Origin of the sequence: Saccharopolyspora dendranthemae (genome assembly GCF_007829955.1) — a bacterium.
In the GTDB taxonomy this organism is placed as follows: Bacteria; Actinomycetota; Actinomycetes; order Mycobacteriales; family Pseudonocardiaceae; genus Saccharopolyspora; species Saccharopolyspora dendranthemae.
The window spans coordinates 118,388-139,948 of the sequence record NZ_VIWX01000001.1; the positions used below are offsets into that span (position 1 = coordinate 118,388).

Genomic DNA, 21,561 nt, shown 5'->3' on the forward strand with positions numbered 1-21,561 from the left:
GCGCAGGGCCCCTCTCACTCCGTACGTCGTACGATTTGACCCAGTTTCCGCCAGAACTCGCTGTGGATCATCGTCCAGATGCAGTAGTGATCCGCTGCCTCCGGTGCGCGGCCATCCGCACCGGCGCGTTGACGACTCCGTAACCGGCGTAGTCGCCGACCCGCTGGACGAGTTCGAGGAACACCCGCGAGCCGAAGAGCTCCGTGAACAGGTGCAGGAACTCCCCTCCCGCGTCGCGGTCGTAGAGCACCGCGCATCGCCGCAGCGACGCCAGCAGCTCGGGTTCGAGCCCGAAGCGGGCATCGAGGTCGTCGTAGTAGTTGTCGGGGATGGCCAGCACCGGAGCGCCCGAGGCGCGCAGCTGCTCGGCGGCCGCGAGCACGTCGGTGCAGGAGAAGGCGATGTGCTGCGGGTCGCGGACGGCCGGTGCCCACTCCCCGCGCCGCACCAGGGTTCCGTTGAGCGCGATGCGGACCGAGCGGCCGGAGTCCACCATCCCGCGGTTGCGGACCATGCCGAACGGGGCCGCGTACTCGGTGATCTCCTCCGGTTCCAGGCCGAGCACCGACCGGCAGAACAGCGCGGCCTCGTCGAAGTGGTCGAACGGCTGGGTCAGCGACACGTGGTCGATGCCGGTGATTCCCAGACCTCCACCCGGTGCCCGGGTGTCGCGGAAGTCGGAGAGCCACCCCTCGGGTGCGGAGGTGTCGCAGAAGAACACCCCGGTGCCGTCCGGTGCGGCGACCGATGCCAGGCCCGCCTCCTGCGGGTCGTGCTCGCGCGGCAGGATCGGCGAGCTCATCGCCACGGCCCGGCGGGCGGAGCGCTGCGGATCGGAGCTCTCGACCGCCAGCGCACCGATCTCGGCGGTGTCCGCGGTCGAGGAAGTCGTGTTGATCAGCACTCGCGCGCCGCCCTGCTCCCAGCGTCGGACGGATTTGCTGCGGTGCTCGCCGGTCTCGGTGAACCCGAGCGCGTCCAGCGCCGCCGCCAGCCCCGTGGCATTCGCGGGGTCGGCCACGAGCTCGGCGAACGCGTACCCGTCGAGCTCCGGAGCGGGTTCGGCGACCGGGACGCCGAGCTGCTCCTCCAGCAGTCGCAGCGAGCGCATCGCGTCCACCGCAGCGGGTTTCGGATCGGCCTGCCGGAACACGTCGTTGAACACCTCCAGCGACAGCGGCCCGGTGTAGCCGGCGTCGAGGACGTTGCCGGCGAAGGCCTTCAGGTCGAACGAGCCCTGTCCCGGGAACAGCCGGTGGTGCCTGCTCCACTGCAGCACGTCCATGTCGAGCTTCGGCGCGTCGGCAAGCTGCAGGTAGAACAGCTTGTCGCCGGGAATGGTGCGGATCAGCGCAGGGTCTCCGCCGCGGGAGAGCACGTGGAAGGAGTCCAGGCACAGCCCCAGCGCCGGGTGGTCGGCGCGGCGCACGATCCGCCACGAGTGCTCGTAGGTGTTGACGAAACGACCCCAGGCCAACGCCTCGTAGGCCACTCGCACGCCCCGGTCCTGCGCGCGCTCGGCCAGCGTCCGCAGCTGCTCGGCGGCCAGCTCGTCGTCGTCGACGGCGTCCGGTGACACCGTCGAGCACACCAGGACCATGTCCGCGCCCAGCTGCTCCATGACGTCGAACTTGCGCTCGGCGCGGCGCAGGTTGTCGCGCAACCGCGCGGGCGGGACGGCCTCGAAGTCCCGGAACGGCTGGTACAGCTCGACCGACAGCCCCAGATCCCGGCAGCGAGCACCGATGGCGGAGGGCGAGGCCGCCGAGGCGATCAGGTCGTTCTCGAAGATCTCCACACCGTCGAAACCGGCTGCGGCAGCGGCGGCGAGCTTGTCCTCCAGGGTCCCCGACAGGCAGACCGTGGCGATGGACCGTCGTGGCTCAGACATGCGCTCCCTCCAGTTCGGCGAAGTGCCGCACCATGCGTTCGGCGTTCGGTTCCAGCCCGGTGAACAGGCGCAACGATCCGGCCGCCTGGAACACCGCCATGCCACCGCCGTCGAGCACCCGGCAGCCGCGTTCGCGCGCGGCGAGGACGAGCCCCGTCTCCAGCGGGCGGTAGACGACGTCGGCGACCCACAACTCGGCCCGCAGCTGGTCGGCGGGCACCGGGAGTCCGGGATGCGCGGCCATCCCGGTCGGCGTCGCGTGCACCAGACCGTGCGCCTTCGCCAGCTCGTCGGCCAGCCCGCCTCCGACGACCGCGTGCGACGGCAGGGAGTCGGCGAGCGCGGCAGCCCGCTCGGCGTCCCTGTCGAGGATGCGCACCTCCCCGGCGCCCAGCCCCAGCAGCGCGTGCGCCACCGCAGCTCCGGCACCGCCCGCCCCGAGCAGCAGCACCCGCTCAAGCGAGGCGTCGGGCAGGCCGCGCCGGAAGCTGCGGGCGAACCCGGAGTGGTCGGTGTTGTGACCGATCGCGCGATGCCCGTCGAAGACCACCGTGTTCACCGCGCCGAGCGCGGCCGCGTCCTCGTCGACCTCGTCGAGCCGTTCCAACACGAGCTGCTTGCAGGGGTGGGTGATGTTCAGGCCCCGGTATCCCTCGGCGCGGGCTCGGGCCAGCACCTCGCCGACGGCCGCCGGCGGCTCGCCCAGCTCGTCCAGATCCCACCGCAGGTAGCGGTAGTCGAGGCCGAGTTCGGCGGCCTCCCGCTCGTGCAGCGCCGGGCTCAGGGACGGGCCGATGCCCGCGCCGATGAGGCCCACCAGGTAGCCGTCGTGCACTCCGCACTCCCCAATAAGTAACGAACTAGCTAGTTAATAGTACGCACACGACCTCCCCGACCGGAAGGCTTCGTCGACTAGAGTGGCGCTGAAGTGCAACAACCGCAGGGGAGCATCGTGGCCGCACCGACGTCCGACACCGGAGCGATCAAGCAGCGCGACGCCGACCGGACGCGCGCCGAGATCCTGCGAGTGGCCACCGAGGAGTTCGCCGACAAGGGCTACGCCGGAGCCCGGGTGGACGAGATCGCCGCGCGCACCAGCACCACCAAGCGGATGATCTACTACTACTTCTCCAGCAAGGACAAGCTCTACCTCGCGGCGCTGGAGAACGCCTACTCGGTGATCCGCGGCCTGGAGAACGAGGTCGACGTCGATCAGCTCGAACCTGCGGAGGCGATCCGCAGGCTGGCCGAGCTGACCTTCGACCACCACGAGTCGCACCCGGACTTCCTGCGACTGGTCAGCATCGAGAACATCCACCGCGCCGAGCACCTGGCCAAGTCCGAGCTGCTGCCCGGACTGGCCGGACCCGCGGTGGAGGTGCTCGACGGAGTGCTGCGACGCGGACGCGAGAGCGGCCGGTTCCGCGACGACGTCGACGCGCTGGACGTGCACATGATGATCAGCTCGTTCTGCGTCTTCCGCACCGCCAACCGCTACACGTTCCAGGCGATCTTCGAGCGCGACCTGCTCGACCCGGAACGCCGCGACCACTACCGGCGGATGCTCGGCGACATGGTGCTCGACTTCTTGTCACGCAGGTGAAATCGGGCCTTGACACACGTTCACGGGCGCTTCACAGTCTTTGGAACTAACTAGATGGTTCATAAGTCACCGCGCAACGGTGCACGGACTCGCTGGAGCTGAAAGTGACCGACGGCCCGAGAGCCACCCGGGGCAAACCGCGCAAGGCGGCCATCGCCGCGTGGATCGGAAGCGCGCTCGAATACTACGACTTCTTCATCTACGGCACCGCCGCCGCGCTGGTGTTCAAGAAGATCTTCTTCCCGACCTCCGACCCCACGACCGGCACGCTGCTCGCGCTGGCGTCCTTCGGCGTCGGCTACCTGGCGCGGCCGATCGGCGCGTTCGTCCTCGGCCACATCGGTGACGCCTTCGGCCGCAAGCGGGTCCTGGTCTCCACCGTCCTGCTGATGGGGATCTCCACGGTCCTGGTCGGCTGCCTGCCCACCTACGACCAGATCGGCGTGGCCGCACCCGCCCTGCTGGTGGCGTTGCGCCTTCTGCAAGGCTTCTCGGCAGCCGGCGAGCAGGCCGGCGCCAACTCGATGTCGCTGGAACACGCCCCCGAGCACCGGCGCGCCTACTACACGAGCTTCACGCTCAGCGGCACCCAGGCCGGCCAGATCCTGGCCACCGCGGTGTTCCTCCCGGTGGCCGCGCTCCCGGAGGAGCACCTGCTCAGCTGGGGCTGGCGAGTGCCGTTCTGGCTCAGCGCGGTCGTCGTGATCGTGGGGCTGGTCATCCGCAGCAAGCTCGACGAGACACCGGTGTTCGTCGACGAGGTCGCCCACGCCGAGCAGGAGAGGACTCCCCTCGTCCCGCTGTTCCGCGAGCAGTGGGCGGACGTCCTCCGCGTCGTCGTGGCCTCGGTGATCTCCGCGGTGAGCACCCTGTTCACCGTCTACGCGCTGAGCTACGCGGTGAACACCGCGGGCTTGGCGGAAACCCCGATCCTGTGGGTGGGCGTGCTGGCCAACGTCGTTGCGCTGGCGGCGATCCCGCTGTGGGCCGCGCTGTCGGACCGGATCGGCCGCAAACCCGTGTTCATCGGGGGCTCGGCGGGGTGCGCGGTGTTGATGTTCGGTTACCTGTGGTCGCTGTCGATCGGCAGCTGGGCGCTGATCTTCACCTTCGGAATCCTGCTCTTCGGCGTCGTCTACAGCGCCACGAACGGGATCTGGCCGGCGTTCTACGGCGAGATGTTCCCGGCGAAGGTGCGGTTGTCGGGCATGGCCGTGGGAACCCAGATCGGTTTCGCGCTGGCCGGCTTCTCCCCCAGCATCGCCGCGGCGATCGGCGGCGGGCGGGAAGGCTGGATCTACGTCGCCCTGTTCACCGCGGGTCTCTGCGCTCTCAACATCATCGCGGTCGCCTCCGCTCGCGAAACCCACACCACCGCAACGCCGAACCTGGGCCTGCCCAGAACTCCGGCCGCGGCCTGAGGAACGGCTCCAGGGGCTGATGCGCGCGGCGGTGCGCTGAGTTCCACACCAGAGGCAACGACCACCGCGCGCATGAAGAACGACCCCCGGAACACCTCATCGGGTGAAAGTTGCAGGAGTGAGCCAGTTTTAGTCCAAACCGAGCCATGATCATGTCCTGGGGTTCCCCCGTGGGTCTGGACACCCTGATTCTGGGCCTGCGGGTCTGGGGAGGAGTGTCTTTTGGTGACGCGGAGGAAGTCGAAGTTTCGGGAGGAGTTCAAGCGGGACGCGGTGGCGTTGGTGGCTGATTCGGGGCGCAGTGTGAATCACGTGGCCCGGGAGCTGGGACTCAACGCCGAGACGTTGCGGGTGTGGGTTAGAAAGGCCCGCATGGACACCGAGGAGCCCGATACGGGCCAGGAGCCGGGCGTGGTGCAACCCAGCGAGGCAGCGAAGGATGTGGAGCTCGCTGAGCTGCGGAAACGGGTGGCCGAGCTGGAAGAGGAACGCGAGATTCTGCGCACGGCAGCCGCGTATTTCGCCAAGGAGATGGGTCGATGACCCTCCGCTACCGGTTCATCTCCGCCCATTCCGGCCGGTGGGCCATCCAGCGGATCTGCACTGTCCTGGGACTCTGGCGGTCGGGCTATTATGCCTGGTTGAAGGCTGAATCGGCCCGGCAATCCAAGGTCGGTGAGGATGAGGCCTTGGTGGCGGAGATCCGCGAGATCCACCACCAACACCACGGCGCTTACGGGGCGCCGAGGATCACGATGGAACTGCGCTCGCGGGGCCGGCTGGTCAACCACAAACGGGTGGAACGGTTGATGGCCGAGCACGGCATCGTGGGCCGTCACCAGCGGAAATACCAGCGCACCACCCGGCCCGACGCTCAAGCGGCCCCGGCACCGGATTTGGTGGGCCGGGAATTCACCGCCACCCGGCTGGATGAGAAGTGGTGCGGCGACATCACTTACCTGCCGTTGGGGCGCGGGTATCTGTATTTGGCCACGGTGATCGACATGTCCTCGCGCAGGCTCGTGGGCTGGTCACTGGCCGATCACATGACCGCCGGGCTGGTCTGCGACGCACTCGAATCCGCCATCGCTACCCGAGGTGGGCGGGTCGACGGGGTGGTGTTCCACAGCGACCGCGGCCGGCAATACACCAGCGCCGAATTCGGACATCTCTGCGACCAACACGGCATCCAACGGTCGATGGGCAGGGTCGGATCCAGCTACGACAACGCCCTGGCCGAATCGTTCTTCGCGACCCTCAAACGCGAACTACTCGCCCCCGGCCGATCGTTCTGGCGCACCGAAACCCAAGCACGACAAGACATATTCCGGTGGATCGCCTACTACAACCACCACCGCAGACACTCCGCCCTCGGCCACCACAGCCCCATCCACCACGAACAACACACCACGACCACTACAGTCGATCTACACGCCGCATAAAAACCCGGTGTCCACCCCCACGGGGGAACCCCAGTCCGAAATGTCGGCTCAGTTTGGACTAAAACTGGGTTTCGGCCCTGCCTCGGGCGGCGGCAGGTCGATCCCGGCTGGTGGGACCGCGACCGGTTTCGTTGACCTGCCGGGTGGGGGCTGCGAGCATCCCTCTCGTGTTCACCCGGAACGCCTCCTCCTGGCGCCTGCACGTCGATCTGCGACGGCAGGCCAGCTCCATCTGTCCGGCTCAGTAGAGCCCTTGAGGCCCCCTGCGCGCTTCCCGCTGAGAAGCGCGCGAGATCAGCCCCTCCCCCGCCTGGTCAGCTCCGCATTGGACTGACCGGCTCCTCGCGCACGCCCGGTGACGTCGTCTCCCGGGCCGATGCGTCATGCCTCGCAGATGGAGTGAAACACCTTGCGCCGTCGTGATTTCCTGTCCTTGGCCGCTGCCGGTTCGGCAGTCGGCCTGCTCACCGCGTGCTCCGGAGGCCGTGCTGGTGACGCGGAGTCGGCACCCGTGCCGCCACCCGTCGCACCCGAGCAGCTCTCCGGGGTGACGCTGCGCGTCGGCGACCAGAAGGGAGCGTCCCAGTCGCTGCTGCGCTCCGCCGGGCTGGACGACTTCCCCTACGAGGTCGAGTGGGCGACCTTCACCTCCGGCCCGCCGCTGCTGGAAGCGCTGTCGGCCGACGCCATCGACATCGGCGGCACGGGCAACACTCCCCCGCTGTTCGCCGCAGCGGCCGGTGCCGACATCAAGATCGTGGCCGCCTCGCAGGGCAACGTGGAGAGCGACGCCCTGGTCGTGCTACCGAATTCCCCGCTCCAGTCGCGAGAGCAGCTCCGCGGGCGCAAGATCGCCGTCTCCAAGGGCAGCTCCGCGCACGGCCAGATCCTGCAGACCCTGGCCGCGGTCGGCCTCACGCCCGACGACGTCGAGCTCGTCTTCCTGCAGCCCGCCGACGCGCTCGGCGCGTTCAAGCAGGGCGCGGTCGACGCGTGGGCGATCTGGGACCCCTACTTCGCTCAGATCCAGCTCGAATCCGGTGCGCGCCCGATCGCCGACGGGCGCGGTGGCGGCGCCAACGGCTACAGCTTCCAGGTCGCAGGTACGGCTGCGCTGGCCGACGCGAAGCGCAACAGCGCGATCGCGGACTACCTCACCCGGCTGGCCAGGGCCAACCGGTTCGCCGACACCAACCGCGAGAAGCGCGCCCAAGCCTGGTCGCAGGACACCGGGCTGCGCATCGAGGTCACCCGCAAGGCCACCGACCTGGGACCGGACGTGCCGGTCGCGCTCGACGAGAAGGTGATCCGCTCGGAGCAGGAGCTCGCCGACGCCTTCGTCGCGGCGAAGGAGATCCCTCGCCGGTTCGGCTTCGCCGAATTCGTCGACAACCGGTTCGCGACCCAGCTCGCCACCGCCTAGGGGAAGACCTCATGTCCAACATCACCACCCACTGGTTCCTGCCCACCCACGGCGACGGCCGGTCCGTCGTGGACCGTCCGCACACCACGCCGACCGGAGCCGACACACCGCGCAGACCCGACATCGACTACCTCGCCCAGGTCGCGCAGGCCGTGGAGCACCTCGGGTTCACCGGCATGCTCACGCCCACGGGAAGCTGGTGCCAGGACGCCTGGATCACCACGGCAGCCCTGCTGGCGCGCACCAGCCGGGTCAAGTTCCTGGTCGCGTTCCGGCCAGGCTCGCTGTCGCCGACCCTGGCCGCGCAGCTCGCGAGCACCTACCAGAAGGTCTCCGGGGGACGACTGCTGCTCAACATCGTCACCGGGGGTGAGTCGACCGAGCAGCAGCGCTACGGCGACTGGCTCGACCACGACGAGCGCTACGCGCGCACCGACGAGTTCCTGGCGGTGCTGCGCGGGATCTTCGCCGGCGAGCCGTTCGACTTCGACGGCGAGCACTACAGCGTGCGAGGGGCGACGTCGTTCGAAGCGCCTGAGCCCGCGCCGCCGCTGTACTTCGGCGGCTCGTCGGACGCCGCGCTGCCGGTGGCCGCCCGGCGAGCCGACGTGCACCTGACCTGGGGCGAACCGCCCGAGGCCGTGGGCCGGAAGGTGCGACGGCTGCGAGAGCTGGCGGCCGAGGAGGGACGACAGCTCCGCTTCGGCCTGCGCGCCCACGTCATCACCCGCGACACCAGCGCGGAGGCCTGGGGCACCGCGCAGCGCTTCCTGGAGCAGATGGATCCGGCCGACGTCGCGGCCTCGCAGGCCAAGATCACCAAGACCGAAGCCGTCGGCCAGCAGAAGATGGCCGCCCTGCACGGCGGGGTCCTCCCCTCGCGCGCACGCGACCTGGAGGTCCACCCCGGGCTGTGGGCCGGTGTCGGGTTGCTGCGCGGCGGGGCCGGAACGGCGTTGGTGGGCAGCCACTCCGAGGTCGCCGACCTGATCGAGGAGTACCACGCGGTGGGCATCGACGAGTTCGTGCTCTCGGGCTACCCGCACCTGGAGGAGGCGTACTGGTTCGGCGAGGGCGTGCACCCCGAGCTCGCCCGCCGGGGCCTGCGCGAGACCACCGCCCCGGGTGCCGCTCGCGACCTGGAGCCCGCACCGCACTGACCGCGCACGCGAACCGGCCCCCGGTGGAGTCCACCGGGGGCCGGTTCGCGTGCGTCAGTAGCGGTTGCCGCCAGGGGCCGGGCGCTGCGGTGGGCGACCACCGGGAGCGCCGGGGCGACCCGGACCCGGGGGCTGGGCTCCCGGGCGGCCCGCACCGGGTGGCGGCCCGGGAGGCGGGTTGCCCTGCGGAGGGCGTCCCTGGTTGGGGGCGCCGGGACGGCCCTGGCCGGGCGCTGCCGGACGGCCGCCCTGGTTCGGCGGGTTGCCCTGCGGAGGGCGTCCCTGGTTCGGGGCGCCGGGACGGCCACCTCCGGGCGGCGGACCGGCGGGGCGACCCTGCCCCGGAGGACGTCCCTGGGCGGGGCCACCGGGACGGGCCTGGTTGGTTCCGGCAGGCCGTGCCCCGGGACGACCGGCGGGCGGCTGAGCGCCGCGCTCCGGTCGAGAAGTCTCGGACCGGGAAAGCCCCCGGTCGAAGTCGCCGTCGAAGTCCCGATCCACGTCGAAGTCGCGGTCGAAGTCGTCCTCGTCCCGCCGCCTGCGGCGCGGCATCCGCATCGGCGCCCGGGCCGATCCGCTGCGACTGTTGATCCACAGGTCGAAGCCGAAGATCGCCAGGGCCGCGATCAGGAACATCAGCCCGAGCAGCGGCACCCGCAGGACCAGCGCCGTCACGAGCGCGAGTACCAGCATCACGATGATCGGTACCCACGCGAACGGGTCGATCCGGTTCAGGATCGCTGAGACCCCGCCGGAATCGTCGCGGTCCGCGTCACGTGCCATCGAGACTCTCCAACTTCACTCTGCGCCCGGCCGCGGAAGTGTACCGGAGAACGACCTCCGGACCCGCGCCCGTCACCCGCCTCTGCGGGCCTGATCACGCCTGTTGTACGCCATCACCGACCGGCCAGGCGGACCTGGACGCTTCAGCGCCCCCTCGACCGGACGCGGCTTCCGGCGCTTCCGACGCCCCTCGCCAACGCCGACCGGGCGGGCCTTCTCAAGATCATACTCGCGCGGCCGTTTCCCTTTGTTCACACCGGGTCCTCCTCGGCACGGCAATGCGAAGGTCGGCGACCGAACGGGCGCTGCGCTCCACGTTCGGCGGCAGCCACGGATCCGAGGAGTTGCGGTGGGCAGAATTACACAGTCCACAGTGAATTCTTTGCCAGAGTTCCGGCCTGGTGGGAACAGTGTGTTGATCACTGTTCGGCATCGGTTCCACCGGGACGTGTTCGCGCAGTTCACATCCCCTGCAAGGGGTTTCAGCCCGCGGCGGTCGTGACCTCGGAGCGCTTCGCGGCGCTGGTTGCTCAAGATCGCGCATACTATTGTGTCCGCTCGTAACTTTCCGGCGAAAGCACGAGCCGGAGTCCCCAGTAACATTGATCGGGGCTGCGATGAGCACTGCCGACACGACCCTCGGCGAGCTGACGAGAAAGCAGTTGCAGAACCTCTGCCGAGTCGTGGGAATGGACCAGGCCGAACCCGTCCGATTGCTCGGCGAGGTGATGGGAGCGGTGCACGACCGGCCGTTGGCGCAGCCACCGCTGTGGCCCTCGAACATCGCCGACGACGCCACCCCGGTCGAGTTCTCCGTGCAGGTCACCGGCTCGGGACGCCCGAGCCTGCGGATCCTCGCCGAGACGCTGCCCGCCGACCCGGGCCCCGTCGCCAACCTGCGCGCGGCCAAGGACCTGGTGGCACGTCTGGCCGAGCGCTACGACCTGCCGCTGGACCGATTGCGCGCCGTCGAGGACCTGTTCAGCCCGCAGGACCCGCAGGGCAGGTTCTCCTGGTGGTTCTCGTTCATCTTCGACGCCACAGGTCGTCCCGCGTTCAAGGTGTACTTCAACCCGGACGTGCGCGGCGCTGATCGCGCTCCGCAGGTCGTCGAGGAGGCGTTTCGCAGGCTCGGGCTCGATCACGCCTACGAAGGCGTCCGCGAGCACGCGCTGTGCCGTGAAGCCGACCGGATGACGTTCTTCGCCCTGGACCTGGACCACAGCCCGCAGTCGCGGGTCAAGCTCTACATATCCCAGCACGACGCCGGCATCGACGCCGTCGAGCGGGCCGCCTCCGCGGTGCCCGGCATCGACCGCTACCAGGTCGGCGACTTCTGCCGGCTGCTCGCACCCGGAACCGAGCGCTTCCCCGGCCGACCGCTGGTGTCCAGCTACTCCTTCGTCGAGGGGGATCGCGAGAAGCCCAGCAACTACAGCATCTACCTGCCGCTGCGCGACTACGTCCCGGACGACTCGGTGGCCCGCGACAGGGTTCGCGACCACCTGCGGGACCGGCTGATCGATCCGGCGCTGCTCGACGAGGTCATCGACGCGATCACCGACCGGGACCTCGCCGCTCGCCCCGGACTGCTCGCGCACGTCTCGCTGCGGATGAGCCCGGATGAGACGGGCACCACCCTCTACGTCTCCTCGGAGGCCTACGGCGGCAACCCACCCCGCACCGCGGTCTGAGCCCTCCGGCGACCGAAAGCCGCGTTGCGGCGCGGATCGCCTGCGCTCGCCGCGCGCGACCGCTCCGGAACCACCTGGACAACCTCGAAAGGCACCATCCCATGCCGCACCTGCGTCCCTACGTCTCCGCCGTCGTGCGCCCGATCCCGATCACCACCCGCGAGCAGCGGGTCGAGGCGCTGGACGCGGCAGGCCACAACCCGTTCAACCTGCCCGCCGACCAGGTGAGCATCGACCTGCTGTCGGATTCCGGCACCGGCGCGGTCTCCGTCCAGCAGCAGGCGTGGGCGCAGCTCGGCGACGAGCGCTACGCCGGTGCCGAGTCGTACTACCGCTACCGGGAGGCGTTGCAGGAAGTCGTCCCGTACCGGCACCTGCTGCCCGTGCACCAGGGCCGGGCCGCCGAACGGGTCCTGTTCTCCGCGCTGCTCGACCGGGGCCGGATCAGCCTGAGCAACACGCACTTCGACACCACCCGAGCCAACGTGGAGCGGCTGGGCGCCGAAGCGCGCGACCTGCCCGCCCAGGAGCTCTTCGACCTCGATAGCGATCACCCGTTCAAGGGCAACATCGACGTCGCCGCGGTCCGCGAGGTCCTGGACGGGCCGGACGGTCCGCGCGTCGGGCAGATCCTGGTCACCATCACCAACAACGGCGGCGGCGGGCAACCGGTGTCGATGGCCAACCTCCACGAGATCAGCGCGCTCGCGCACGAGCGCGGCGTCCCGCTGATCCTCGACGCCGCGCGGTTCGCCGAGAACGCGTGGCTGGTCATCCGCCGAGAACCCGGTTACCGCACCAGCACTCCCCTGGAGGTCGCGCGGGAAGCGTTCGCGCTCGCCGACGGTGCCGTGGCCAGCCTGAAGAAGGACGGCCTGGCACCGGAGGGTGCGTTCATCGGGGTCAACGACGACGAGCTGGCCGACCGGTGCGAGCTCGACGTGATCGCGACCGAGGGATTCCGCACCTACGGCGGGCTCACCGGCTCGACGCTGGAACAGCTCGCGCAGGGCCTGCGCGAAGTCGTCACGCCCGAATACCTCGCCGATCGCGAGCACGAGGCCGCCTACCTGGCCGAACGTGCGCACCAGGCGGGTGTGGACACGATCCGCCCGTCCGGGCTGCACGGCGTCTACCTCAACGCCGGGCGACTGCTCCCGCACCTCACCCCGGCGCAGTTCCCGGGGCACGCGCTGGCCTGCGCGCTCTACCGCGAGGGCGGGATCCGCTGCGCCGAACTGGGGTCGCTGTACCTGGGCACGCTCGACGAGGACGGGGCGCTCACCTCACCCGCGCCGTTCGAGCTGGTTCGGCTCGCCCTGCCGCGGCGGGTTTACGACCACAGCCACCTGGAATACGTCGGCGAGGTGCTCGCCGGGATCGCGAAGGCACCGGAAGCGGTGCCCGGCTACCGGATGACGGAGAACCCGCCGATCCTGCGGCACTTCCGCTGCCGGACCGCACCGCTGACCAGCTGAACCGGCTCTCGCCGGGTGCCCACGCCCGGGCACCCGGCGAGAACGCTCAGGTCAGTTCCGACGGCGTCCGGTCGATGGCATGGCGGGCGAGCGTGACCAGCGCGTTCTTGCACAGCGCACGGTCACGTGCGTCGCAGATGACGATGGGGACCTCGGGCGGGATCACCAGCGCGTCGCGCACTTCCTCCGGCTCGTACTGGTAGCCGTCGTCGAAGATGTTGACCGCCACCACGAACGGGATCCCGCGCCGCTCGAAGAAGTCCACCGAGGCGAACGCCTCCTGGAGCTTGCGCGTGTCCACCAGCACCACGGCGCCGACCGCGCCGAGGGCGAGGTCGTTCCACAACGGCCAGAACCGGTTCTGGCCGGGCGCGCCGAACAGGTACAGCACCACCTCGTCGGAGATGGTGATGCGCCCGAAGTCCAGCGCGACCGTCGTGGTCTCCTTGCGGTCGACACCGCTGAGGTCGTCGACCCCCTCGCTGGCGACGGTCATCTCCTCTTCGGTCGTCAGCGGCGGGATCTCGCTCACCGCACCGACCAGCGTCGTCTTGCCGACGCCGAAACCGCCTGCCACGACGAGTTTCACGGGTATCGGCGCGGGATTGTCGCCGTCTTCCCCGTCGCCCCGGCCGGACTGCACCGGAACGGACTGATCGGACCGGGCTTTCGCCTCAGCCACCCTAGAGTCTGCAAAGCCCACGGTACACCTGCTCCAAGATATCTCGGCTGACTTCAGAACGAGGCGTCCGCACGAAGACGGCACCGTGATCGAGCAGGTCACCGCACAGGACCCGGACGACGCCCATCGGCTGCTCCAGCGCTACCGCGAGCTCCGCGAGCGACACCGGGCGGTGGCACGCCTCGAGGATCGCGCGGTGCTCGGGCGTGAGTTCCAGCCTCGGTGTCTCCGGCCTCGGCGCGACGGTGACCACCTGGGTCGCCGTGTCGAGCCGCTGCTTGTGCTTGCCAGGTGTCCGGCCGCGCGTGATCGTGTACGGCCGGACCATCGGACCGGCTTCATCGTCGTACCACGCCTCGTCCACCGTCAGGTCCTCTCTGCCGCCACACCGCGCAGCTCGCGCGGCGCCGCCGACAGGAACGACCCGACCCGTGTGATCAATCGGCCCATCTCGTAGGCCACCAGCTCGATGTCGGTGTCCGCGGCCGACAGCACCGCCAGGCAAGCACCGCTACCGGCCGCCGAGACGAACAGGAACCCGTGCTCCATCTCGACGTGGGTCTGCGCGACCTGCCCGCGTCCGAAGTCCTTGCTCACGCCCTTGCCGATGCTGCGCATGCTCGACGCCGCGGCGGCGAGCTTGTCACCGGCGTCCCGGTCCAGTCCCGCGGACTTGGCGATGACCAGGCCGTCGTTGGACAGCACGACGGCGTGGTCGGCTCCGTGCACGCCCTGCACGAAGTCGTCCAGCAGCCAACTCAGTTTCGAAGCTGTCTCGGTCATGCCCACCTCACACGCGCCTGCTTGTCGTTTGCTCTGCTCATGAGCCGCCGTCGTCGGTTGCGTCGAAGCCTCCCCGGAACGCGCGGCGGAATCCGGCCAGCTTGCTCGGTGAGGCGACCACCCCCTGGTCCTCGGCATCGGGATCGTCCTTGAGCCCGTCGGCCAGGTGCGTCTGCGGCACCCGCTTGGGCAGTGCGGGTCGATTCCCGTTGCCGCGCTTGGCCTCCGGCTCGCGGTCCGGCTCGGTTGCGGACTCCGGGCCGGGCGACTCCGCTGCCGGCCACTCGTAGCCCGGCGGGCTGGCAGTGCTGCCGGGAGCGGTCGACTGGTCGGTCATGCTGCCATTCCAGCTCAACTCGCGCTGCTGCGGCACCCACGTTCGTTCGGTATCAGCACCGTTGACCGACTGAGACTCCTGACCGCTGCGCTCCTCCAGGCTCCCCTCGATCTCGCGGCGCCGGTCCAGGGCGCTGACCGGCACCTGCACGGTGTCCCCATCGCCGCCGGTACCGGATTCGAGGATCAGGTCGGGCAGCAGCACGGTGGCGCGGGTCCCGCCGTAGGCGGAGACGCCGAACTCGACCGAGATCTCACGGCGCGAGGCCAGCCGGGCGGCGGTGAACAGGCCCAGCTGCTCGGCCTTGTTGTTCTCCAGCACGAGCCGGTCGAACTCCGGCGGCTCGTGCATCATCTCGTTGGCACGCTGCCGGATCTCGGGGTCCATGCCCAGCCCCTGATCGGCGATCTCGATGGCGATCCCGCGGGCGACCTCGCTGGCCATCACGTGCACCTGGGTGCTCGGCGGGGAGAACGCGGTGGCGTTGTCGATCAGCTCGGAGATCAGGTGGATCGAGTCGCCCACCGCGGCACCGTGCAGCATCACGTCCGGTACGTGGCCGATGACCACGCGCGAGTACTGGTCGATCTCGGACACCGCCGAGCGCATCACGTCCATCAGCGCGACCGGTCGGCTCCACCGCCGTCCGGGCTGCTGATCGCCGAGCACCAGCAGGTTCTCCACCGTGCGGCGGGCGCGGGTGGTGGCGTTGTCCAGGTCGAAGAGCTTGGCCAGCTGCTGGGAGCTCTCCTCGTTGCGCTCCAGCTGGTCGATCGTGGTGTGCATACCGCGCAGCAGCCGCTGGATGCGGTGGGCCATGCCGACGAACACCACTCGGGCGCCCTGCCTCGCCCGCGTCTCGCCGACGGCGGCCTGCACCGCTTCCTGCTGGAAGAGCTGGATCGCGTGGGCCACCTCGCCGACCTCGTCGTCGCCGTAGTGGCCCAGCTCGGCCATCTCGGCGTCGACCTCGACCGCATCGCCCTCGCGGAGCCGGCTGACCACGTCCGGCAACCGTTCGGCCATCGCCAGCGACTCGGTGCGCAGTCCCTGCAACCGGGTGAGCAGGGCGTCGTCGACGACCGTGCGGTAGACGCGGCGGGCGAAGAAGAACGAGCCGACCGATACCGCCAGCGCCACCAGGCTGCCGATCAGCACCGTCCACAGCGTGCTGGTCGCGCGTGCCACGGCACCGCTGGCAACGTGGTCGCTCTGGGTGCGCACGAGGTTGGACATCTCGGCACCGATGTCGTTGGTCATCCGGCGCCAGTCCTCGACCCGCAGCTGCGGGCGGTTCCCCGGGCCGAACGCGCCGTGCTGGATGAGCTGGTCCTCGGCCGCCACCAGCTGCTTCCAGTCCGGGTTGGCGACCATCGCCCGGTAGCGCTGGCGCACCTCCGGCAGCATCGTGGTCATGTTCGCCTCGACCGCGGCGTGGTGGCCGATGATGTGACCGGTCAGCTGGCGGTGCTGGGCCGGGGTCAGCTCGCCGCTGGTCAGGACGGTGCCGACCATCGACGATTCGCGGGAGAGCGTGTCCGAGGCGCGGAACAGGCCGACCGCGGCCAGCGAGCCCTGGCGGGCCTCGGGGTCCGGGGTGATGCGCGACTGGATGTCGAAGAGCCTGGTCGCGGTGTCGAACATGTCGTCGTAGAAGGCGTTGAGCTCGTCGACGGAGGCCTGCCGGGCGGTGACGCGCTCGCGCAGGTCGGGCAGCCGCTTGAAGTAGGCGTTGAGCTCGTTCATCGGCTCGATGACGTCGGCGGGCGCCGACTCCAGCACGGGGGCGGCCTTCGCGTTGAGCTCGGCGAGCGCGCTGTCGGTGGCGCGCTGCTGCCCGCGCAGCTCATCGGTTCCGGAACCGGGCTGGCTGATGACCTCGAGGCTGCGCAGACGTTCGCGCTGGACCTGGTCCAGGGCGTTGACCGCAGGCAACGACATCGACTGCACGCCGGAGGCGATCTGCCGGGCGAAGAAGGCGTCGAAGGCGAACAGCGAGCAGCCCACCGCCCACAGCACCGCGACGACGACCCACGGGACGAACACCGCCCACGTCAGTCGCGACCGGATCGAGGGCCCACCGGGGCGTCGCCCTCCGGGTTTCGGCGAGGATGGGGAGTCGTCGTCTGGGGTCGTCACTTCCACGTTCTTTCCATCGATGGTCTTTCACCCACGCCGAGGAGCGGCCCGGCGGCCCGACATCACGTGCCCTCGATACGCCAGGCACCATATCGGATGATCTTCACTCAATAGTGGAGGCTGGCGGGTATTCCCCACCACAGCTGGACGAGCGAGAGAACCCGGGATTTTTCACAGTGAACTGTGATCGCGGGCGCGGACGTGGGGCGCGGACCCAGCCGACGAAATCGAATTCACCCGAATGGATGCCAGCCCTTCGCCAGCCGGAAATTCCCTTGAATTCGACACCATTCGCTCGGACGCCGGGTCGGCGATCTCGCCCGCGCGACTCCCCTGCCGTCCGTGCGATCGTGGCCAGGACGGCGGTGATCCCGGACGAGAACGTCCGCGCCGAAATGCGATCGACTCGCGGAACGACGAAATCCGCTGGCGGTGCGCTCATTTCGACACCGCACCGCCGGAGCGAGCACGACGGGAAGTTCCGGCCCCAGAGCCCGGCCCGCACTGAACACCTCCCCCGGGCGCCGGAGCCGCAGGGTCGACACCGTGCGCTTGAACTTGAATGAATCCAGATTCTTGATAGCGTGGCCCTGTGCCGTCGAGCACGTGGAGGACCTCGGGAAACGGTCGCGCGCAGGTCTGCGCGCGGCAGGCCCGCTCGTCACAGCGAGTGGCCACCGAGCGCCTGCCGCTGCGAAGCAGCTCACCGAAGCCGACGATGTCACGCGGCCCCTGAGCGGCCGGGCACAGAGGGCCCACGTCGAACTGTTCCCCAGGAGGACGATCGATGACCACCGATCCCACCACGGACCACACCTCCGCGAAGCCGTCGACCACCGAGTCCGGCGCCCCGCGGGAGAGCGATGCCCACTCGCTGAGCATCGGCCCGAACGGCCCGCTGCTGCTGCACGACGTCGCGCTCGTCGAGAAGCTCGCCCGCTTCGACCGCGAGCGGATCCCGGAGCGGAGCCCGCACGCGAAGGGCTCCGGCGCGTTCGGCGAGCTCGAGATCACCGAGGACGTGTCGCGGTACACCAAGGCGAAGCTGTTCCAAAAGGGGACCAAGACCCCGATGCTCGCTCGGTTCTCCACCGTGGCCGGCGAGTTGGGTTCGCCCGACACCTGGCGGGACGTCCGCGGTTTCGCGTTGAAGTTCTACACGCAGGACGGCAACTTCGACATCGTCGGCAACAACACGCCGGTCTTCTTCGTCCGCGACCCCATGAAGTTCGCGGACTTCATCCACTCGCAGAAGCGCACACCCGACTCGGGCCTGCGCGACAACAACATGCAGTGGGACTTCTGGTCGCTCTCCCCGGAGAGCGCTCACCAGGTCAGCTACCTCATGGGCGATCGCGGGCTGCCGCGGACGTGGCGCCACATGAACGGCTACTCCTCGCACACCTACATGTGGATCAACGAGGACGGCGAGAAGTTCTGGGTCAAGTACCACTTCCTCACCGAGCAGGGCATGGAGTTCCTCACCAACGAGGAAGCCGGTGAGCTGGCGGGCAAGGACGCCGATTTCCACCGCCGCGATCTGTTCGACTCGATCAAGAGGGGCGATCACCCGTCCTGGCGCCTCGAGGTGCAGATCATGCCCTACGAGGACGCGAAGACCTACCGCTTCAACCCCTTCGACCTCACGAAGGTCTGGCCGAAGAAGGACTACCCGCGCATCCCGGTCGGTCGCTTCACCCTGAACCACAACCCCACCAACCACTTCGCGGAAGTCGAGCAGGCGGCGTTCAGCCCAGCCAACACGGTTCCGGGCACCGGCGTGTCCCCGGACAAGATGCTGCTGGGCCGCATCTTCTCGTATCCCGACGCGCATCGGAACCGGTTGGGCACCAACTTCAACCAGCTCCCGGTGAACCGCCCGGTCGTGCCCACCAACTCCTACGACAAGGAGGGCGCGATGCAGTACTTCCACTCCGGTGACGCACCGGTGTATGCGCCGAACTCCTACGGGCGCTCCTACCAGGACGAGCAGGGGCCGGTGGACAACGGCTGGGAGTCCGACGGGCAGCTCGTGCGGACGGCCTACTCGCTGCACTCCGAGGACGACGACTTCGGCCAGGCCCACACGCTCGTGCGCGAGGTCTACTCCGAGCAGGAGCGGGAGCGGCTCGTGCAGACCGTCACGGGCGCACTGCTCGGCGGGGTCGTCGAGCCGGTCCTCTCCCACGTGTTCCAGTACTGGAAGAACATCGACCAAGAGGTCGGCGAGAACATCGAGAAGGCGTACTACGCCCAGGTCAACGAGTGACGACCCGGTAGGGACAAGCCGTGAACAGGCTTGGAGTTCATGTCAGGTTGCGGCGGTAGCCGCCTTGCCAGCGTGGGAGGTGACGGGGGAAGTCTTCATGAAAACTTCCCCCACCTCCCACACCGGAACGCGAACCGAGTGGGACAGGCTCTAGGCCTGCTTGCGCGCCTTCTTGACCGCGCGGCGCATCTGAATCATGCGCGCGGTGCCCGCGAGCCACACCAGCACACCACCGACGATCGCGGCGAACAGCAGCGCGAGACCGATCGGCAGGCTGAACTCCAGGCCCAGGAAGTGCACGGTGGCGGGCGTGAAGTTCTGCGCGATGAAGATCAGCAGGAAGACCAGCACGACGCCCGCGATGGCCAGCGCCGTCCACAGCACACCGGTGCGGCTCTGCGGGGCCAGCTCGTGCTTGCCCGCGCCGGACCGCTCGACCGGCTCGCGCGTGTCACCGGCCTTCTCGACGGCACCCGCGTCACCGGAGCCCGCGTCCGTCCCCGCCGCGTCCTGGGCGGTCCCGTTCCCGGAGTGAGTGTCCTCGGCCGTCGAGTCCACCGCGGCCGACTCGCGCTCCGCCCCGCTTCCAGCGTCCTTCGACCCGTTCTCAGACATGCCGACATCATCAACCCCAACCCTGCGGTCACCCCACCACACACACCGCCTCGTCACCGGTTCGATATCTCCGGCATCGCAGGGCGAGCTGCCCGGGCGGGTGCTTTCGCTGGTCAGGCGAAGGTGGAGGCGTGCGAGCGCAGAACCTCGGTGTTGGCCGCGAGGAGTGCGAAGGGGTCGTGCTCGGTGGTGTCGATCTCGGCGACGTGCCACGGGGTTCGCTCGGTGGCCGCGAGCAGGGATGGCAGGTCGACCGCGCCGGTCCCGAGCGGTGTTTGCGGTGCTTCCCGGGTGGCAGGCCCGTCCTTGAGGTGCACCGAGACCACCCGGTCGCCCAGCGACGCCAGCACCTCGACGGGATCGGCTCCCGCCGCCTGCGCCCAGTAGACGTCGAGCTCGGCGACGACGTCCTGGTAAGTCCGCTGCCAGAACCGGTCGTGGGCGGGACCGCTGGGGAGCTCCGCCCACTCGAACCAGTGGTTGTGGTAGCCGAGCGCCAGACCGTCCGGCACGTCGGCCGCGGCTTGGCCCAGCGCGTCGGCGAAGGCGTCGAGGGAGGCGGTGCCGGTGAAGGTGTCCTCGCCGAATCCCGGAACCTGCCGCGGGTGCGGGATGAATGCGGTGTCGACGCCGAGTTCGGCGCATTCCTCTGCCAGTTCGGCCGCGCTCGGCAGCGCGGCGTGGGTCGCCGAGACCGCGAGGCCCGCGGCGTCGAGGTCGGCCCGCAGAGCGCGGGTCGAGGCCAGCCGCTCCGGCTGGGTCTTCGTCAACGCGCCCAGCCCGAACGGTTCGACGTAGCGGAAGCCGATCTCGGCCAGGCGGGCGAGGGTTCCGGGCTGGTCGGCGGCCAGCTGGTCGCGGACGCTGTAGAGCTGAACGGACAGTGTCGGCAATGACCTGTTCCTTCCAGGAGGTGGATCAACCCACGATCAACGGCCGGAGGGTGCGCTGCGCGATGCGCAGGCCCTGGGCGATGCGTTCGTCGTCGCCGCCCCAGACGGGGTCCTCGTGCTCGACGGAGAGCGTGCCGGTGAAGCCGTGCTCGTAGAGCCGGTCGACGACCTTCGGCCAGTCGACCTGCCCCAGGCCGGGCACCCGGTAGCGCCACCAGCCCATGTCCCAGGGATTTCCGCCCTTGTCGACCTTGCCGAAGAAGCCGTAGCGGTTGCGCGCGGCAGGGTCGAGCTCGACGTCCTTGGCCTGCGCGTGCACGATCCGGTCGATGTAGGGCGCGATGGTCTCGACCGGGTCGATCCCGATCCAGGTGAGGTGCGAGGGGTCCCAGTTGAGGTAGAAGCCCAACGAGAACATCCACTCCCACAGCTCCGGCGAGTAGGCCAGGTTGCCGGGATAGCCGTCGGGGTGCCAGCCCTCCATGACGCAGTTCTCGATGATCAGCTTCACACCCCGCTCGCCCGCGTAGTCCACGAGCTCCGGCAGCACCCGCTGCCCTTCGGCGAGGTTGTCGGCCACCGACTTGGTCCAGTCCCGGCCGATGAAGGTGCCCACGTAGGGCACCCCGAGCGCCTGCGCGGCGTCGATGGAGCGCTTGAGGTGGGTCCGGATCTCCTCGCGGCGCGCGGGATCGGGGTGGAGGTTGTTCTCGTAGTAGGCGAACGCCGACAGCTGCAGCCCGTAGCGCTGGAAGAGGTCGGTGGTCTCGTCGACCTGCCGGGGACCGAAATCGGCGACGGGGAGGTGCGCGGCCTCGAAGTCCCTGCCGCCCGTGGTCGGCCACACCGCGACCTCGAGCGCCTCGTAGCCGTTGATCTTGGCCCAGCCGGCGACCTGTTCCAGCGTCCACTGCGGCAGGCACGCCGTGAGCATTCCGAGTCGCATCA

General features: G+C 69.4%; 17 protein-coding genes and 1 pseudogene. 8 read left to right on the top strand and 10 right to left on the bottom strand.

Going from position 1 to position 21,561, the window contains the following annotated elements; translation table 11 throughout:
• Positions 1 to 67 precede the first annotated feature (67 nt).
• Positions 68 to 1,891, bottom strand: a complete 1,824-nt coding sequence (locus tag FHU35_RS00535) for a bifunctional sugar phosphate isomerase/epimerase/4-hydroxyphenylpyruvate dioxygenase family protein (RefSeq protein ID WP_145735625.1) — start codon at positions 1,889 to 1,891, stop codon at positions 68 to 70.
• Positions 1,884 to 2,726 carry a shikimate dehydrogenase gene (locus FHU35_RS00540; protein ID WP_145735627.1) on the bottom strand — a complete coding sequence of 281 codons (843 nt, stop codon included), beginning with the start codon at positions 2,724 to 2,726 and terminating at the stop codon, positions 1,884 to 1,886. Before FHU35_RS00540 ends, FHU35_RS00535 begins: the two co-directional genes overlap by 8 nt.
• A 117-nt stretch (positions 2,727 to 2,843) precedes the next feature.
• Here FHU35_RS00540 and FHU35_RS00545 point away from each other — a divergent pair, with 117 nt between their 5' ends.
• The 5 genes and pseudogenes from FHU35_RS00545 (at position 2,844) to FHU35_RS00565 (ending at position 8,940) form a co-directional block, all read left to right on the top strand.
• Positions 2,844 to 3,494, top strand: a complete 651-nt coding sequence (locus tag FHU35_RS00545; RefSeq protein ID WP_145735629.1) for a TetR/AcrR family transcriptional regulator — start codon at positions 2,844 to 2,846, stop codon at positions 3,492 to 3,494.
• A gap of 104 nt (positions 3,495 to 3,598) precedes the next feature.
• A complete protein-coding gene (locus tag FHU35_RS00550; RefSeq protein ID WP_145735631.1) occupies positions 3,599 to 4,915 on the top strand; it encodes an MFS transporter in 1,317 nt (438 codons plus the stop codon).
• A gap of 225 nt (positions 4,916 to 5,140) precedes the next feature.
• Positions 5,141 to 6,357, top strand: a pseudogene (locus tag FHU35_RS00555) (IS3 family transposase).
• Positions 6,358 to 6,766: 409 nt separating this feature from the next.
• The gene (locus FHU35_RS00560) at positions 6,767 to 7,780 is read left to right on the top strand and encodes an ABC transporter substrate-binding protein (protein ID WP_246109984.1); all 1,014 of its coding nucleotides are present in this window, start codon (positions 6,767 to 6,769) and stop codon (positions 7,778 to 7,780) included.
• A gap of 11 nt (positions 7,781 to 7,791) precedes the next feature.
• A complete protein-coding gene (locus FHU35_RS00565) occupies positions 7,792 to 8,940 on the top strand; it encodes an LLM class flavin-dependent oxidoreductase (RefSeq protein ID WP_145735633.1) in 1,149 nt (382 codons plus the stop codon).
• Positions 8,941 to 8,994: 54 nt separating this feature from the next.
• On the opposite strand, the gene FHU35_RS30100 is transcribed toward FHU35_RS00565, so the two are convergent.
• Positions 8,995 to 9,723: a hypothetical protein gene (locus FHU35_RS30100; protein WP_145735635.1), complete on the bottom strand. Its 729-nt coding sequence runs from the start codon at positions 9,721 to 9,723 to the stop codon at positions 8,995 to 8,997.
• Between the two features lie 617 nt (positions 9,724 to 10,340).
• Here FHU35_RS30100 and FHU35_RS00575 point away from each other — a divergent pair.
• On the top strand, positions 10,341 to 11,417 hold the full coding sequence (locus FHU35_RS00575) for a tryptophan dimethylallyltransferase family protein (RefSeq protein WP_145735637.1): 1,077 nt from the start codon (positions 10,341 to 10,343) through the stop codon (positions 11,415 to 11,417).
• Between the two features lie 101 nt (positions 11,418 to 11,518).
• Positions 11,519 to 12,895 carry a tryptophanase gene (locus tag FHU35_RS00580; protein WP_145735639.1) on the top strand — a complete coding sequence of 459 codons (1,377 nt, stop codon included), beginning with the start codon at positions 11,519 to 11,521 and terminating at the stop codon, positions 12,893 to 12,895.
• A 46-nt stretch (positions 12,896 to 12,941) separates the two neighbouring features.
• Here the strand turns inward: FHU35_RS00580 and FHU35_RS00585 are convergent, their stop codons facing one another.
• The 4 genes from FHU35_RS00585 to FHU35_RS00600 are packed head-to-tail and all read right to left on the bottom strand — an operon-like array spanning position 12,942 to position 16,743.
• Positions 12,942 to 13,538 (bottom strand): GTP-binding protein, encoded by a 597-nt coding sequence (locus FHU35_RS00585; RefSeq protein WP_145737862.1) that lies wholly within the window; start codon positions 13,536 to 13,538, stop codon positions 12,942 to 12,944.
• Positions 13,539 to 13,578: 40 nt separating this feature from the next.
• The gene (locus tag FHU35_RS00590) at positions 13,579 to 13,941 is read right to left on the bottom strand and encodes a DUF742 domain-containing protein (RefSeq protein WP_246109985.1); all 363 of its coding nucleotides are present in this window, start codon (positions 13,939 to 13,941) and stop codon (positions 13,579 to 13,581) included.
• A 2-nt stretch (positions 13,942 to 13,943) separates the two neighbouring features.
• Positions 13,944 to 14,360 (bottom strand): roadblock/LC7 domain-containing protein, encoded by a 417-nt coding sequence (locus FHU35_RS00595; protein WP_145735641.1) that lies wholly within the window; start codon positions 14,358 to 14,360, stop codon positions 13,944 to 13,946.
• A gap of 37 nt (positions 14,361 to 14,397) precedes the next feature.
• On the bottom strand, positions 14,398 to 16,743 hold the full coding sequence (locus tag FHU35_RS00600; RefSeq protein ID WP_145735643.1) for a sensor histidine kinase: 2,346 nt from the start codon (positions 16,741 to 16,743) through the stop codon (positions 14,398 to 14,400).
• An 880-nt stretch (positions 16,744 to 17,623) separates the two neighbouring features.
• Here FHU35_RS00600 and FHU35_RS00605 point away from each other — a divergent pair.
• The gene (locus tag FHU35_RS00605; RefSeq protein ID WP_145735645.1) at positions 17,624 to 19,105 is read left to right on the top strand and encodes a catalase; all 1,482 of its coding nucleotides are present in this window, start codon (positions 17,624 to 17,626) and stop codon (positions 19,103 to 19,105) included.
• Between the two features lie 150 nt (positions 19,106 to 19,255).
• Here FHU35_RS00605 and FHU35_RS00610 read toward each other — a convergent pair whose 3' ends face one another.
• The 3 genes from FHU35_RS00610 to FHU35_RS00620 all read right to left on the bottom strand — a co-directional run bounded on the left by FHU35_RS00610 (position 19,256) and on the right by FHU35_RS00620 (position 21,559).
• Positions 19,256 to 19,720 carry a LapA family protein gene (locus FHU35_RS00610; RefSeq protein WP_145735647.1) on the bottom strand — a complete coding sequence of 155 codons (465 nt, stop codon included), beginning with the start codon at positions 19,718 to 19,720 and terminating at the stop codon, positions 19,256 to 19,258.
• 113 nt (positions 19,721 to 19,833) lie between these two features.
• Positions 19,834 to 20,613 (bottom strand): sugar phosphate isomerase/epimerase family protein, encoded by a 780-nt coding sequence (locus FHU35_RS00615; protein WP_145735649.1) that lies wholly within the window; start codon positions 20,611 to 20,613, stop codon positions 19,834 to 19,836.
• 25 nt (positions 20,614 to 20,638) lie between these two features.
• Positions 20,639 to 21,559, bottom strand: coding sequence for a sugar phosphate isomerase/epimerase family protein (locus tag FHU35_RS00620; RefSeq protein WP_145735651.1), 921 nt, complete (start codon positions 21,557 to 21,559; stop codon positions 20,639 to 20,641).
• Positions 21,560 to 21,561 lie beyond the last annotated feature (2 nt).

Coding starts and splice junctions, on each gene's coding strand:
- FHU35_RS00535 (WP_145735625.1), bottom strand. CDS start 1,891: ATGTCTGAGCCACGACGGTCCATCGCCACGGTCTGCCTGTCGGGGACC.
- FHU35_RS00565 (WP_145735633.1), top strand. CDS start 7,792: ATGTCCAACATCACCACCCACTGGTTCCTGCCCACCCACGGCGACGGC.
- FHU35_RS30100 (WP_145735635.1), bottom strand. CDS start 9,723: ATGGCACGTGACGCGGACCGCGACGATTCCGGCGGGGTCTCAGCGATC.
- FHU35_RS00575 (WP_145735637.1), top strand. CDS start 10,341: ATGAGCACTGCCGACACGACCCTCGGCGAGCTGACGAGAAAGCAGTTG.
- FHU35_RS00580 (WP_145735639.1), top strand. CDS start 11,519: ATGCCGCACCTGCGTCCCTACGTCTCCGCCGTCGTGCGCCCGATCCCG.
- FHU35_RS00595 (WP_145735641.1), bottom strand. CDS start 14,360: ATGACCGAGACAGCTTCGAAACTGAGTTGGCTGCTGGACGACTTCGTG.
- FHU35_RS00605 (WP_145735645.1), top strand. CDS start 17,624: ATGACCACCGATCCCACCACGGACCACACCTCCGCGAAGCCGTCGACC.
- FHU35_RS00610 (WP_145735647.1), bottom strand. CDS start 19,720: ATGTCTGAGAACGGGTCGAAGGACGCTGGAAGCGGGGCGGAGCGCGAG.
- FHU35_RS00620 (WP_145735651.1), bottom strand. CDS start 21,559: ATGCGACTCGGAATGCTCACGGCGTGCCTGCCGCAGTGGACGCTGGAA.